At 50.6% G+C, this 13,887-nt stretch carries 15 protein-coding genes; 9 read left to right on the forward strand and 6 right to left on the reverse strand.

Going from position 1 to position 13,887, the window contains the following annotated elements:
* Positions 1 to 119 precede the first annotated feature (119 nt).
* The gene (locus OGV74_RS22215) at positions 120 to 356 is read right to left on the reverse strand and encodes a DUF1435 domain-containing protein (RefSeq protein ID WP_003019100.1); all 237 of its coding nucleotides are present in this window, start codon (positions 354 to 356) and stop codon (positions 120 to 122) included.
* Positions 357 to 611: 255 nt separating this feature from the next.
* Between OGV74_RS22215 and OGV74_RS22220 the strand changes: the two genes are divergently transcribed.
* The gene (locus OGV74_RS22220; protein WP_003019105.1) at positions 612 to 1,688 is read left to right on the forward strand and encodes a GGDEF domain-containing protein; all 1,077 of its coding nucleotides are present in this window, start codon (positions 612 to 614) and stop codon (positions 1,686 to 1,688) included.
* Positions 1,689 to 1,796: 108 nt separating this feature from the next.
* Positions 1,797 to 2,585, forward strand: coding sequence for a siderophore-iron reductase FhuF (gene fhuF / locus OGV74_RS22225; RefSeq protein WP_086504865.1), 789 nt, complete (start codon positions 1,797 to 1,799; stop codon positions 2,583 to 2,585).
* 29 nt (positions 2,586 to 2,614) lie between these two features.
* Here fhuF and OGV74_RS22230 read toward each other — a convergent pair whose 3' ends face one another.
* Together OGV74_RS22230 and OGV74_RS22235 are read right to left on the reverse strand one after the other, a co-directional pair.
* Positions 2,615 to 3,958 carry a PTS cellobiose transporter subunit IIC gene (locus OGV74_RS22230; RefSeq protein WP_003829998.1) on the reverse strand — a complete coding sequence of 448 codons (1,344 nt, stop codon included), beginning with the start codon at positions 3,956 to 3,958 and terminating at the stop codon, positions 2,615 to 2,617.
* Positions 3,948 to 4,088 carry a hypothetical protein gene (locus OGV74_RS22235; protein ID WP_199880204.1) on the reverse strand — a complete coding sequence of 47 codons (141 nt, stop codon included), beginning with the start codon at positions 4,086 to 4,088 and terminating at the stop codon, positions 3,948 to 3,950. Before OGV74_RS22235 ends, OGV74_RS22230 begins: the two co-directional genes overlap by 11 nt.
* A gap of 236 nt (positions 4,089 to 4,324) precedes the next feature.
* Here OGV74_RS22235 and OGV74_RS22240 point away from each other — a divergent pair, with 236 nt between their 5' ends.
* Entirely contained in the window at positions 4,325 to 4,783 is a 459-nt protein-coding gene (locus OGV74_RS22240; RefSeq protein WP_003019114.1) for a YbaK/EbsC family protein, read from the forward strand.
* A gap of 57 nt (positions 4,784 to 4,840) precedes the next feature.
* Here the strand turns inward: OGV74_RS22240 and bglJ are convergent, their stop codons facing one another.
* Both bglJ and OGV74_RS22250 read right to left on the reverse strand, forming a co-directional pair.
* Complete coding sequence (gene bglJ, locus OGV74_RS22245) at positions 4,841 to 5,518, reverse strand: DNA-binding transcriptional activator BglJ (protein WP_016149510.1); 678 nt, start codon at positions 5,516 to 5,518, stop codon at positions 4,841 to 4,843.
* The gene (locus OGV74_RS22250) at positions 5,479 to 6,204 is read right to left on the reverse strand and encodes a helix-turn-helix transcriptional regulator (protein ID WP_003019119.1); all 726 of its coding nucleotides are present in this window, start codon (positions 6,202 to 6,204) and stop codon (positions 5,479 to 5,481) included. The genes bglJ and OGV74_RS22250 overlap by 40 nt, the downstream gene beginning before the upstream one ends.
* A 462-nt stretch (positions 6,205 to 6,666) precedes the next feature.
* Between OGV74_RS22250 and OGV74_RS22255 the strand changes: the two genes are divergently transcribed.
* From OGV74_RS22255 to opgB, 6 genes are all read left to right on the forward strand, one after another.
* The gene (locus OGV74_RS22255; protein ID WP_003019122.1) at positions 6,667 to 7,443 is read left to right on the forward strand and encodes a threonine/serine exporter family protein; all 777 of its coding nucleotides are present in this window, start codon (positions 6,667 to 6,669) and stop codon (positions 7,441 to 7,443) included.
* Positions 7,434 to 7,907: a threonine/serine exporter gene (locus OGV74_RS22260; protein WP_003019127.1), complete on the forward strand. Its 474-nt coding sequence runs from the start codon at positions 7,434 to 7,436 to the stop codon at positions 7,905 to 7,907. Before OGV74_RS22255 ends, OGV74_RS22260 begins: the two co-directional genes overlap by 10 nt.
* 124 nt (positions 7,908 to 8,031) lie before the next feature.
* On the forward strand, positions 8,032 to 8,571 hold the full coding sequence (gene dnaT / locus OGV74_RS22265) for a primosomal protein DnaT (protein ID WP_003019130.1): 540 nt from the start codon (positions 8,032 to 8,034) through the stop codon (positions 8,569 to 8,571).
* Between the two features lie 2 nt (positions 8,572 to 8,573).
* Positions 8,574 to 9,311 carry a replicative helicase loader DnaC gene (gene dnaC / locus OGV74_RS22270; RefSeq protein ID WP_003019133.1) on the forward strand — a complete coding sequence of 246 codons (738 nt, stop codon included), beginning with the start codon at positions 8,574 to 8,576 and terminating at the stop codon, positions 9,309 to 9,311.
* A 70-nt stretch (positions 9,312 to 9,381) separates the two neighbouring features.
* Positions 9,382 to 9,873 carry a YjjA family protein gene (locus OGV74_RS22275; RefSeq protein ID WP_003830016.1) on the forward strand — a complete coding sequence of 164 codons (492 nt, stop codon included), beginning with the start codon at positions 9,382 to 9,384 and terminating at the stop codon, positions 9,871 to 9,873.
* A 231-nt stretch (positions 9,874 to 10,104) separates the two neighbouring features.
* A complete protein-coding gene (opgB, locus tag OGV74_RS22280) occupies positions 10,105 to 12,396 on the forward strand; it encodes a phosphatidylglycerol--membrane-oligosaccharide glycerophosphotransferase (RefSeq protein WP_032948470.1) in 2,292 nt (763 codons plus the stop codon).
* A gap of 42 nt (positions 12,397 to 12,438) precedes the next feature.
* On the opposite strand, the gene OGV74_RS22285 is transcribed toward opgB, so the two are convergent.
* Positions 12,439 to 13,884, reverse strand: coding sequence for a tagaturonate reductase (locus OGV74_RS22285; RefSeq protein ID WP_086504864.1), 1,446 nt, complete (start codon positions 13,882 to 13,884; stop codon positions 12,439 to 12,441).
* Between the last annotated feature and the right edge of the window lie 3 nt (positions 13,885 to 13,887).

Raw genomic sequence — 13,887 nt, forward strand, 5'->3', positions numbered from 1 at the left:
TGGCGGAATTGGTAGACGCGCTAGCTTCAGGTGTTAGTGTCCTTAGGATGTGGGGGTTCGAGTCCCCCCCCTCGCACCAATTATCTTATTTCCCTCTCGATTTCCTTCTCTAGTTTTGTTCATCCCTGATTCCAGTTCATCATTACCAGAACAATGCCACCTATCAGCGCCGCGCAAGAAGGTAACAAAACAAAGTGCCGTAAACGCTTGTGGTACAACATGAGCGAAGTCAGTAGTAATCCTAATACAATCATCACCTTCCATACGTAGACCGACAGGTCGCTATATGCCATCCCGGCAATCAGCATTCCCGGCAGCAAAACACCCCATCCACTGCCCAGCGTACGTTGCAACATGATTCCACCTATGACATTGATAATGATAACCAATATCATATGATAAAATTTCTCATTTGTCAGCCGTGAAGCACTATCAATTATATGAGTTTTACTTAACGATTGATGACATGAATAATCCAAGGTGATAAATTGCTCACCGGTTAGCTCTTCAACTAAAAACAATAAAAACCTCTGCGAATGATACCCCGTTCGTTATTTGTTTTATTTACCAACACACCTTCGTACATTGCAGATAACTAACAATATTTACCTATGACAGTACAATCCTGGCGAACTCTGCGCACCAAAAAATACCAACTCTCTTTACGACTGTTTCTGCTGCTCAACGCAGTCTCCGCGCTGTTTACGCTTTTTTTCCCACTGTTTGCGGTCAAAGCCTTATCAGTACCGGCGTTGCTGATGCTGGTGATGAGTACACTGCTGCTGGTATGGCATGGGAAATACGTGGATAAAAGAATTAATCTCCCTTTTATTTCAATCGTTTTTGGCTTGTTATGGGCGTTACACATATTATTGAAATATAATGCTCTAGGTCAGAATGATTATTATTTCCTGTTAATAGCGCTTCTCAGCGTACTGTTTATTGGCTCTATCGCTTTTGCCAATAATATCATCGCGTTTACGCTCCACTCACTTCCCTCCGTCGCCGTTTGTTTATGGCTTAACGGCAGCGAGCATGGTTTGCGGATTTTCTATTTTATGGCGCTGCCTATGGCCGGTATCGCCATCCAGCATGTGATACAAAAGCGCTACGATGGGTTCGCTCAGCAACTGATGTACAAACTGCTGGAGGAACGAGAAACCCTGAACGGGCTCAGCATGCTCGACCCGCTAACCGGTTTGTATAATCGCCGGGGGCTGCAACACCGGCTCGATACGCTGTTAGCCTTAAGTAATTCGAGACACTTCGTTCTGCTGCTGGATATCGACCATTTCAAATCCTATAACGATCATTACGGACATATGATGGGCGACCAGGCGTTGATCCGTGTTTCTGCCGCCATCCGAGACTCCGTCCGCTCCAGGGATGTGGTGGCGCGTTTTGGCGGTGAAGAGTTTATGATTTTGCTGACCGCGGTCGATCCACAGCAGGCCCAGGCAGCCGCCGAACGTATCCGCCAGAAAGTGTACGACCTTAAAATCCCTCACATGTTTAATGAGAGCGTGGCAACCAACGTAACCGTCAGTATCGGCATTGCACCTCTGGTCGAACAGGATATTGATGCTGCTATTGCCAAAGCGGATAAAGCCCTTTACGAGGCTAAGAATCTTGGGCGTAACAATACTCTGGTCAGCGATGAGCTACGGGTAAACTGCCCTTCTACCTGAGTTTTCTGTGCGGTGCCACCCGAGATGGCGACAAAGATCTTGCTATCGCTTAACACCAATTATAGGATTAGCAATCATTATCATTAAGATTAACATCCTTATATCGACATGGCTTATCGTTCCGCACCGATCGTTGAAGATGTCATCTGGCGTAGCCATCTCCCCTCAGAGATGCCCTCGCTGGCTGCTGCCGTACGCGCAACGATAGCCAAAACTCGCGAGCACTTGCTGGACTTCATTCGTCTTGACGAAACGCCTGTGCCAGGTGCAATGACGCTGCATGAATGGACGCAACCGACGACGCTAAGTTCATTGCTCGCTATTTATTCAGATCATATCTATCGCAACCAGCCCACGCTGCCCCGCGAAAATAAGCCCCTGATATCTCTTTGGGCGCAATGGTATATCGGTCTGATGATGCCTCCGTTAATGGTGGCCCTGCTGACGCAAAAGGAGGCTATAGACGTCTCTCCTGAACACATGCACGTAGAATTCCACGAAACGGGCCGAGCAGCCTGCTTCTGGCTCGATGTCCATCAGGATCATCTGGCTACAGCCCTGTCTCCTCAACAACGCATGGAAACGCTGATTATCTCAGCGCTAACGCCGGTTGTGCAGGCGCTGGAAGCGACGGGTGAGATCAACGCAAAGCTTATCTGGAGCAACACCGGATACTTAATTCACTGGTATTTAACGGAAATGAAGCCGTTGTTAGGTGAAGAACTGCTGACCACGCTGCGCCAGACCTGCTTTTTTGAGAAACAACTTTCCTGCGGTCAGGATAATCCTTTATGGCGTACCGTTGTTCCGCTTGAAGGGCTGTTAGTGCGCAGAACCTGCTGCCAACGCTATCGCCTGCCTGACGTTCAGCAATGCGGAGACTGCACGCTGAAGTAAGCGAGGAGCCGTAGCCCCTCGCCAGATATTTATGCAACCTGCTGGTTTTCCTCTTCCATACGCTGCGCTTCTTCTTTTTCCTGCGCTAATAACTGCTTTTCGTAGACCTTAAAGAACGGGAAGTAGATAACGGCCGATACCAGCGCCAACAGCACCACCAGGATAGCCGCACGATAATCCCAACCTAACGCCCATGCGGCGCCAACCGGTGCCGGGGCCGTCCATGGAACCACTGAAATTACCCGCCCAATTAAATCCAGTTTCATCGCCGCCCACGCCAGTACCGCATTCACCATCGGAGCCAGCAGGAAGGGGATAAAAAACACCGGGTTCATGACAATCGGCGTACCGAATATCACCGGTTCGTTAATATTAAAAATGCTGGGGACCACGCTCAGACGCCCAATCGAGCGTAGATGAGCGGAACGACTCCGCAGATAGCAAATCACCAACCCCATCGTCGCGCCGGAACCACCAACCACAATGAAGAATGTCCAGAACGCTTCCATAAAGATATGCGGCAACGGCGCACCCTGCGCCAGCGCCGACTGGTTCATCCCGAGATTGGTGAGCCAGAACATTTGCAGCATTCCCGACACAATAGCCGCGCCGTGAATACCGGCAAACCACAGCAGATGGCCGATCAATACCGCCAGCAGGATCGCTGGGAGAGAATCTGCAGCCGACACCAGTGGTTTGAAAATGGCCATAATGGCCTGCGGGATCAACATGTCAAACTGCGACTGTATCACCAGGCTTAGCGGGTACAACGTTAGCACCACCACCAGCACCGGGATCAGCAGATCGAAAGAGTTTTTGATCATCGGCGGCACCTGATCGGGTAAACGGATGCCAATGTTGTGCGCCTTCAGGAAGCGCATCATTTCAACGCAGTAAATGGCTACCAGGATGGCGGTGAAAATCCCCGTTCCTCCCAGACTATCAACCGGCATCGTGCCTTTGGTTTTTGGCGCGGCAATCAGCAAAAAAGCCATGATTGATAGCATCGCACACATAAACGGATCTAACTGATGCGACTTCACATAGTGCTTGCCCAGGTTATAAGCAATAGCCGCACATATGTAGACCGACATGATCCCCATCGTCATATCAAACGGTGTGAGGATTTGGCCTTCAAACTGTTTTGCCAAATCCAGCCACGCACGGGCGAATCCCCAGGTGGTATCCGGAGAAAATGGCGGATAGGCAAAAACCAGCAGAAAAGAGCCTACAATCATAAAAGGCATCGCCGAAATAAAACCGTCACGAATAGCCATGACATGACGTTGTGAAGAGATGCGCCCGGCAACAGGGCTAACATAGTTTTCAACAAAGCGGAAAATCACGTTAAACACAGCATGGTTAGTAGACATAGCCGTTCTCCCGTTGTGCAAAATCCTGCAACTGTGTTGGCATCAACACCACCACGTAAAGCCCATTACCACTTTTCGCAACCGTGCCGGGAGGAACACCAGCACTACCGCTATTCGAGTTAAGTTTCATAGATGGCTCTTATTATGTGATACAGAGGAAGTGACAACTTCAGTATTAATCGTCATTTCAGCATTCTGCAACCGGTTACTGTAACCGGTTTCTTTGATTGTGAAGACGATCGAAAAACTGCTAATGTTGCTATGTTGTTACAATAAAATATTTACAGTGCGGTTGCCCCTATGACAAATTACATCCTGCATGTTTTCTGCTGTGCAGGGTTATCTGTAAGCGATAGGGAGAGAAGAATGAGTTTGCAATCAGTACGTCAATTCCTGGCGCAACATGCACCAGATATTGAGATTATCGAATTAGATCAGAGCACAGCAACCGTTGATCTGGCAGCAAAAGCCCATAACGTTGAACCTGGCCAGATAGCGAAAACACTTTCGCTAAAGGTGAAGAACGACATCATCCTGGTCGTGGCAAAAGGTGATGCCCGACTGGATAATAAAAAGCTAAAGAGTACGTTCGGTGCCAAAGCCCGTATGTTGAGTAGTGATGAGGTCGTGAGCGCGACGGGGCATCCCGTTGGCGGCGTTTGCCCCTTCGGATTAGAAACACCGATTTCAGTGTACTGTGATGTTTCTCTGAAGCACTACGCTGAAGTGTTGCCTGCCGCAGGTGCCATCCACAGCGCGGTTCGCATCACGCCTGAGAGGATGGCTGAACTGACTTCTGCCACCTGGGTTGACGTGTGTCAGTAATGCTTCACGCGCCAAATCGGCGACCAAACCCGGCACAAAGCACGTCAACGTTGCCTGTCACGAAGCCGCCTGCATAAAGGGCGCTGGCTCGCCAGCTCGCAGGTACAGCAGGATATCGGCAGCATCCAGTAACCCGGCATCTGAGCTTACTCCCAGTTTGGACATCACATTAAATTTGTGTGCCCGAATGGTTTTAATGTTCCGTTCAAGCTGAGCGGCAATCTGCGGCATCGAATAGCCATTTGACATAAAGCGCAGTATTTCTCGTTCTGTCGGACTGAGCATGCGGCTTTGATTAATATACCAATGGTTTTTCGTGCTTTCGGTTCCTCGGCTTGGGCTGCTTAACGCCGTAAATAAAGCGTCCTGTAGCACCGTTAACGAAGAAGCTTTACTCACAACACCATCCAGCGGCAAGGGGGACAAGGAGCCAATTAAACGCGCTTCAGCGTCATCATCGGCAATCACCACACGGCGAATCCGTGGAAAATTTATCGCCAGTTCCGTTAAATAGGCCAACCCAGCTCTGCGATCGCTTCTGATTGCAGAGAGAGAAAAAATAACTGCCGAAAACGACATCTTTAACATTGCCTGACTAAAAGTGGGCTGGCTAGAAAAGAGATGAAGTTTATATTGGTCATCTGGCATGGTATTAAATAAACTATTAATACCTACACTGCTCATTGTACACTTTTCTACCAGTGCAACGTTTCTTTTGATGATTCTGCTTTCCATTCCGTGGTTTCTCCATAAACTGAAGGTAAATTAAGTTCTCGCGATCCTTGAGAACTATTTATCCAGGCATACATTTCTGCATTGCTATTTATCGACAAGCGACGCATAGCGCTATTCTTTTGGGCACTGATTGTTTTATTGCTTTTCTTCAGCAACATCGCAATCTGATTAATTCCCCAGCCTTTCCCAAGGAGGCGCAGCACTTTCCTTTCAGAGAGAGTGAGGACTATTGAGCGCGCGCTATGATCTAACAATTGCGGCATGGCAGGTGGAGAAAGTAGTGTCTTACTTATTCTTTCTGCTCGCGCATTTCCTGCGTGAATGACGCTCACTAAACTTTCTATCGGCTCTGCATCAGAGAGTAGCGAACTGACAGGACACATCAGTAGCTCAATAGCCAAAGGATAAAAAATACGAGAGACGAGAAAGACCCAGTGAATATCACGGTATTGAGATAATAAAGAATAATATTGTTCGCAGACTGAACGAGGATAATTGCAGTCTCCAGTTAAATCAGCAATCACCAAATCAGCGTACCGTAGTTGTAATAATGTTAGCTCTTCAACAGAACGACAGTATGTGAGTTCGTAATCGGCAAACTGCGCCTGTATTATACCTTTAAGCCCGGTCTGTATAATCGGTGATTTACTAATAATAATTGCGTTTTTGCAGCGTCCTTGCAACATATCCCCTCCACACTCACCAGTCCGTAATCGTACTTAATTCAGTTTTCCCGAATAATTTAATAGCCATTAATTCACGAGAAAATACTCCGAACAATAAACGGGGTGAATTGCTTATCCTTGGCGTTTATTAAAATAAAAGTATTGGCACTACAATCCAGATAAAGCCAAACTGTCAAGCTATTATTACATGATTACGCATAAATACGTTATTTGTAAAATTAAAATAACTACAATAGGTCGTTAGCATGGCTTATGTATTTGCCATCCGGATAAATAACGCTACATTACAGTCATGCGCCCTCTCATACCTCGGCGGGTAGGGAGTGTTAATATGCCATAACCGTATCGTCGGTGTCTTTTTTCGACACAAAGATTGATCTTAGCCAGAGCCAGCGGGCTCATGCTTCATGATAAAAGTAAACATTCGTCACTCAAAGAGATCCTTTTCAGTCAGAGCGAACCATGCAAACAGAGCAGTCGTCACAGCGAACGGTTACACGGTTATGTATTCAATGCGGTCTTTTTTTACTTCAGCATGGGGCAGAAAGCGCGCTGGTTGACGAGCTTTCCACCCGCCTCGGGCTGGCGCTTGGCATGGATAGTGTAGAAAGCGCTATCTCCTCTAACGCTATCGTCCTGACCACCATTAAAGACGGGCAATGCCTGACATCAACGCGAAAAAATCAAGATCGCGGCATTAATATGCACGTCGTGACAGAAGTGCAGCACATTGTCATTTTGGCGGAACATAAACTGCTGGATGTTAAAGGCGTAGAGAAACGCTTTAGCCAGATTAAACCACTGCGCTATCCAAGATGGCTGGTCGCCCTGATGGTCGGTTTATCCTGCGCCTGTTTTTGTAAACTCAATAACGGCGGGTGGGATGGTGCGGTGATCACCTTTTTCGCCAGCATGGTGGCGATGTATATCCGCCAGATACTGGCATCCCGGCATTTGCATCCGCAAATCAATTTTTGCATCACCGCCTTTGTGGCGACCACCATTTCAGGCTTGCTGCTGACGTTGCCGACCTTTAGTAATACTCCGACTATCGCTATGGCCGCCAGCGTGCTACTGCTGGTTCCGGGTTTTCCGTTGATCAACTCCGTCGCGGATATGTTTAAGGGACACATTAATACCGGGCTCGCTCGCTGGGCTATTGCCAGTCTGCTTACGTTAGCAACCTGTATTGGCGTGATCGTGTCGATGACCTTATGGGGGCTGCGCGGATGGGCGTGATCGATTTCATACTGGCGCTGATGCAGGATATGATCCTGTCGGCGATCCCAGCGCTTGGCTTTGCCATGGTATTCAATGTCCCCCATCGGGCGCTCCCATGGTGCGCATTACTCGGCGCACTCGGTCACGGCTCACGAATGGTGATGATGACCGCAGGGTTTAATATTGAATGGTCAACATTTATGGCGTCGCTGCTGGTCGGCTGCATTGGGATCCAGTGGTCGCGCTGGTATCTGGCGCATCCGAAAGTCTTCACCGTCGCGGCAGTGATCCCTATGTTTCCGGGGATCTCCGCCTACACAGCCATGATCTCAGCAGTAAAAATCGGCCATTTTGGTTACAGCGAAGTGCTGATGATTACCCTGCTGACCAACTTCCTGAAAGCCTCATCGATTGTCGGTGCGCTCTCCATCGGTCTGTCCGTGCCAGGATTATGGCTGTATCGCAAACGTCCACGCGTTTGACGGTGCACTTTCTTTAATGCCGTGCAGAGAGGGGAATCTCCCCTCACCTGCTGCTCTCCTTCTTCTCTGTGTTACTATAAAAGCAGTCCCCTTCTCGGTTGTTGTTCAGTATTGAGAATACATTATGCCCTGCAAAATTTTGACGCCAGACGTCACGAGCATTGACGCCTTACTACACGATCACCACGCTGTGCTGGCCAAGTCTGCGGGTGGCGCCGTAGCCGTATTCGCTAACAATGCACCAGCGTTTTACGCGGTGACGCCTGCGAGACTGGCTGAGCTGTTGGCGCTTGAGGAGAAACTGTCACGCCCGGGAAGCGATGTGACATTGGATGATCAATTTTATGAAGAGCCGCAAACCGCTCCCGTTGCCGTGCCAATGGGGAAATTTGCGATGTACGCTGCCTGGCAGCCTGATGCCGACTTTCAGCGTCAGGCCGCTTTATGGGGCGTAGCGTTGCGAGAGCCGGTTACTGCTGAAGAACTGGCCTCATTTGTTGCCTACTGGCAGGCTGAAGGCAAAGTCTTTCACCATATTCAGTGGCAGCAAAAACTGGCGCGCAGCATTCAGATTGGACGGGCCAGCAATGGCGGAATGCCAAAGCGCGATGTGAACAGCGTCAGTGAACCTGACAGCCACATTCCACCGGGTTTTAGAGGATAACGATGAAAAACGTTGGCGACCTGATGAAACGTCTGCAAAAAATGATGCCACCTAATGTCGAGCCCGCCTTTAAAACGGGCGAGGAGCTGCTGGCATGGCAAAAAGAGCAAGGTGAAATTCGTGCCGCAGCGCTGGCCCGCGAAAACCGGGCCATGAAAATGCAGCGCACATTCAACCGTTCCGGTATCCGTCCGCTGCATCAGAACTGTTCGTTCGAAAACTATCGGGTAGAGTGCGAAGGTCAGATGAACGCCCTGAGCAAAGCCCGCCAATACGTTGAAGAGTTTGACGGCAACATCGCCAGCTTTATCTTCTCCGGCAAACCCGGCACCGGCAAAAACCATCTGGCCGCCGCCATCTGCAACGAACTGCTATTGCGCGGCAAGTCGGTACTGATCATTACCGTGGCCGATATCATGTCGGCGATGAAAGAAACGTTCAGCAATCGTGAAACCAGCGAAGAACAGCTGCTCAACGATCTGAGCAATGTGGATCTGCTGGTGATCGACGAGATCGGCATGCAGACCGAATCCCGCTATGAAAAAGTGATTATTAATCAGATTGTCGATCGCCGTTCATCCTCAAAACGTCCGACCGGCATGTTAACTAACAGCAATATGGATGAAATGAACAAGCTGCTGGGAGAGCGCGTGATGGATCGTATGCGCCTTGGCAACAGCCTGTGGGTCATTTTTAACTGGGAAAGCTACCGTAGTCGGGTCACCGGTAAAGAGTATTAACGTATTAGGACCACTCCTAAGACTGCCAGCGCTATACTGCGCTGAAAAGGCATAACACGAGTTGCATATAATGATGAAAACTACCAAACGTCTGCTGTGCTGTGCGCTTGCCGCCAGCACGCTCATCTCCACCAGCGTTTTCGCTGCCTCCTGGCAGGATTCGCTCTCCAGCGCGGCCAGTGAGCTGAGCAAACAAAGCTCCGGCTCGCAAAGCAGCTCGTCGCTCTCTTCCCTGACCAGCCTGCTGAATGGCAGTAATCAGTCGTTGACCTCCAGCAGCATGAATAACGCCGCCGGGATCCTGGAATATTGCGCGAAACAGAAGCTGGCCTCGGTCACCGACACGCAAAACGTCAAAAACCAGGTGCTGGATAAACTGGGGCTCAGTGCTCCTGAGCAGAAGCAAGACACCAACTATATGGACGGGATTCAGGGTCTGCTCAACGCCAAAGATGGTCAACAGCTGGACCTGAACACGATTGGCAACAGCTCGCTGGCGAAGCAGGTTAAAACCAAGGCCTGCGATCTGGTGTTAAAACAGGGCATGAACTTCATTTCCTGACTCACGACATGCCGCGTATAACCTGCGCGGCATCTATTTTTTACCCCATTACATTCACACGTTAAATAACTAGTAAATCCCCTGCAAAAAACACACATATCTAAACCAATTCTGAATAACAACGTAATTTAATGTCACTACAATTGCAGCAATATAACATCGCTATTACATTGTGCTTTCCCCTAATGATTAGCCTGCCAGGCATGTGCCCGGTTTATTGAGGATCGACCGTTGTCAGAATTAATCTCCATCACTCTGTTTCTCGCTTCAGTGCTGATTTACGCCTGGAAAGCGGGTCGCAACACCTGGTGGTTTGCCGCCACGTTAACGGTGCTGGGGATTTTTATTGTCCTGAATATCACGCTGTACGCCAGTGACTATTTCACCGGCGACGGGATCAATGACGCGGTACTCTACACGCTGACCAACAGCCTGACCGGCGCGGGGATTGGAAAATATATTTTGCCGGGGGTCGGCATCGCGCTGGCGCTGACGACGGTTTTTGTCGCGCTCGGTTGGATCCTGCGCCGCCGTCGCCATCACCCGCATCATGTGGGTTACAGTCTGCTGGCCCTGCTGCTGGCGCTGGCCTCCGTTGACGCCAGCCCGGCGTTTCACCAGATAACCGAACTGGTGAAGTCGCAGTCGCGCGATGGCGATCCGGATTTCACGACGTATTATAAAGAGCCGTCGAAAACCATTCCCAACCCGAAGCTGAACCTGGTGTATATCTACGGTGAGAGCCTCGAGCGCACCTATTTTAATAACGACGCGTTCCCGGATCTGACCCCGGAACTCGGCGCGTTAAAAAATGAAGGTCTGGATTTCAGCAATACCATGCAACTGCCGGGTACCGATTACACCATCGCTGGCATGGTCGCCTCCCAGTGCGGTATTCCGCTGTTTGCGCCATTTGAAGGCAACGCCTCGGCGTCGGTCTCAAGTTTCTTCCCTAACAATATCTGTCTGGGCGATATCCTGAAAAACTCCGGCTATCAGAACTACTTTGTGCAGGGTGCCAACCTGCGCTTTGCCGGCAAAGACGTGTTCCTGAAATCTCACGGCTTTGACCATCTGTACGGTGCGGAAGAGTTAAAAAGCGTGGTGGCGGACCCGGCCTATCGTAACGACTGGGGCTTCTACGACGATACCGTGCTGGACGAAGCATGGAAAAAATTCGAAGAGCTTTCGCGCTCGGGCCAGCGTTTTTCACTGTTTACCCTGACCGTGGATACCCATCATCCGGATGGATTTATCTCACGTAGCTGCAACCGTAAACGTTATGACATCGACGGGAAGGCCAACCAGTCGTTCAGCGCGGTCAGCTGCAGCCAGGAAAATATTGCCGAATTTATCAATAAAATCAAAGCATCGCCGTGGTTTAAAGATACCGTTATCGTGGTTTCTTCCGATCATCTGGCGATGAACAACACAGCATGGAAGTATCTGAACAAGCAGGATCGTAACAACCTGTTCTTCGTGCTGCGCGGCGACCAACCGCAACAGGACACGCTGGCGGTAAAACGTAATACGATGGATAACGGCGCAACGGTACTGGATATTCTCGGCGGCGATAACTTTATCGGTCTTGGCCGTAGCAGCTTGTCGAGCGAATCCGTGTCGGAAGTATTCCTGAACATTAAAGAAAAAATGCTGGCGTGGAAGCCCGATATCATTCGCCTGTGGAATTTCCCGAAAGAGATGAAAGAGTTCACCGTCGACCAGGACAAAAATATGATCTCCTTCTCCGGCAGCCATTTCCGCTTGCCGTTGCTGCTGCGTGTATCGGACAAACGCGTCGAGCCGCTGCCGGAAAGCGAATACTCGGCCCCGCTGCGCTTCCAACTGGCTGATTTTGCCCCGCGCGATAACTTTGTCTGGGTCGATCGCTGCTACAAAATGGCGCAACTGTGGGCGCCGGAGCTGGCGCTTTCTACCGACTGGTGCGTTTCACAGGGTCAGTTAGGCGGGCAGCAAATTGTGCAGCACGTCGACAAAGCCAAATGGAAAAGTAAAACCGTATTTAAAGATACGGTGATCGACATGGAGCGCTACAAAGGTAACGTCGATACGCTGAAAATTGTCGATAACGACATTCGCTACAAAGCAGATAGCTTCGTTTTCAACGTGGCGGGCGCGCCGGAAGAGGTGAAACAATTTAGCGGTATTTCACGCCCCGAATCCTGGGGACGCTGGTCCAATGCGCAGCTCAGCGAAGAAGTAACGATAGAGTACAAAGCCCCGTTGCCGAAGAAATTCGATCTGGTCATTACCGCGAAAGCCTTCGGCGACAATGCCAATCGTCCGATCCCCGTGCGCGTTGGCAACGAGGAACAGACGCTGGTGTTAGGCCATGACGTCAGCACCACTACCTTACATTTTGATAACCCGGCGGATGCCGATACGCTGGTTATTGTTCCACCCGATCCGGTCGCCACCAACGAGGGCAATATTCTCGGTCACTCACCGCGTAAGCTGGGGATCGGGATGGTTGAAATCAAAATAGTGGCTGCTCAGGGATAAAAAAACAGCGCCCAACACCACACCGGGCGCTGCATGGCAACCTTATTCCAGACCGTTCACCGCCTGGCGCATACCCTGCACCAGAATCATCTCCAGGTTGGCCGTCACTTGCCCGGCAAGCCCAGGTAACAACGTAAAATCCTCTCCCCAGTGCGCCGCATCGCCAAGCACTGCACCCACCAGTTCACGCAGCGTTAAATCATTGCCAACTCGCGGCCACAGGCTGGCATAGAGGCTTACCCACTGCTCATCATCCTGTATCGGATAGCGTTCCCCGTTACGCTCTGCGCGATAAAACGCCAGCAGCGCAGCGAGGGCAAACGTTAACCGCACTGGCCAGCGCCCATTTTGCTCACCCGCCAGCAGTTGCGGCAAAATTCGGGTGCGGAATTTAGTCATCCCGTTAAGCGCAATGGAAAGCAACTGGTGGCGAATGTAGGGGTTCTGAAAACGCCCGCTCACCGCGTCGGCAAATTCTCGCAGTTCGTCCGCCGGGAGATCCAACACCGGAATAATCTCCTCACTAATCGCCCGCTCGACAAAGCGGCGGATATCAGCATCCTGCATCGCCTCGCCAACGGTCTCCAACCCGCACAGCCATGCCACCGGCACCAGCGCCGTATGCGCGCCATTGAGAATAGCGACTTTGCGCTCTTTGTACGGTTTGATATCGCTCACTACACGGATATTCAGCGGACACTGCGCCAGCTTCAGCTCCTCTGCCAGCCACTGCGGCCCCTGGATCACAAACAGGTAAAAATGCTCCGCGGTATCGAGAAACGCATCGTGATAGCCAAGTGTAGCCTCCAGCGCAGCGGCTTCTTCGCGCGGGTAGCCGGTGACAATACGGTCAACCAGCGTGGAACAGAACGTGTTTGCCGTCTCCACCCAGTCGGCAAATGCCGGAGGAAGCTGCCACTCCTGCGCATACCGCAGCACCAGGGTTTTGAGCGCCTCACCGTTATAGTCGATAAGCTCGCACGGGATAATTACCCAGCCCTTATCCACCGCGCCCTCAAAGTGGTTAAAGCGCTCCAGCAGCAGGCGCGTCAGTTTGGCCGGAAAGCTTACTGGCGGCGCATCATCCACACAGTCTGCCGCGTGATAGCTAATTCCGGCTTCGGTAGTATTTGAAAACACAAAACGGATATCTGCATTGTGCGCCAGCGCCAGATACGCTGCGAAATCCTGGTACGGGTTGATTTCGTTATTCACCGACCGGATAAGCCGCGCCTCACTCACCGCCTCACCCTGCTCGTTTAGCCCGCGAATAAGCGTGGTATACAGCCCGTCCTGGGTATTCAGCGACGGAGGAAAATCGGTATTAATTGGCCGAACGATGGTCACGCCAGCGTTCAGATCGGTATGCTCATTGAGGATATCCAGTTGCCAGTCGACAAACGCCCGCAGAAAGTTACCTTCTCCAAACTGGATCACACGCGTTGGGTAGCTGGCTCCCGGAAAATCACGTCGATTCAATGTTTTCATCCT

Source organism: Citrobacter sp. Cf116 (genome assembly GCF_030336505.1).
GTDB classification, from domain to species: Bacteria; Pseudomonadota; Gammaproteobacteria; order Enterobacterales; family Enterobacteriaceae; genus Citrobacter; species Citrobacter freundii.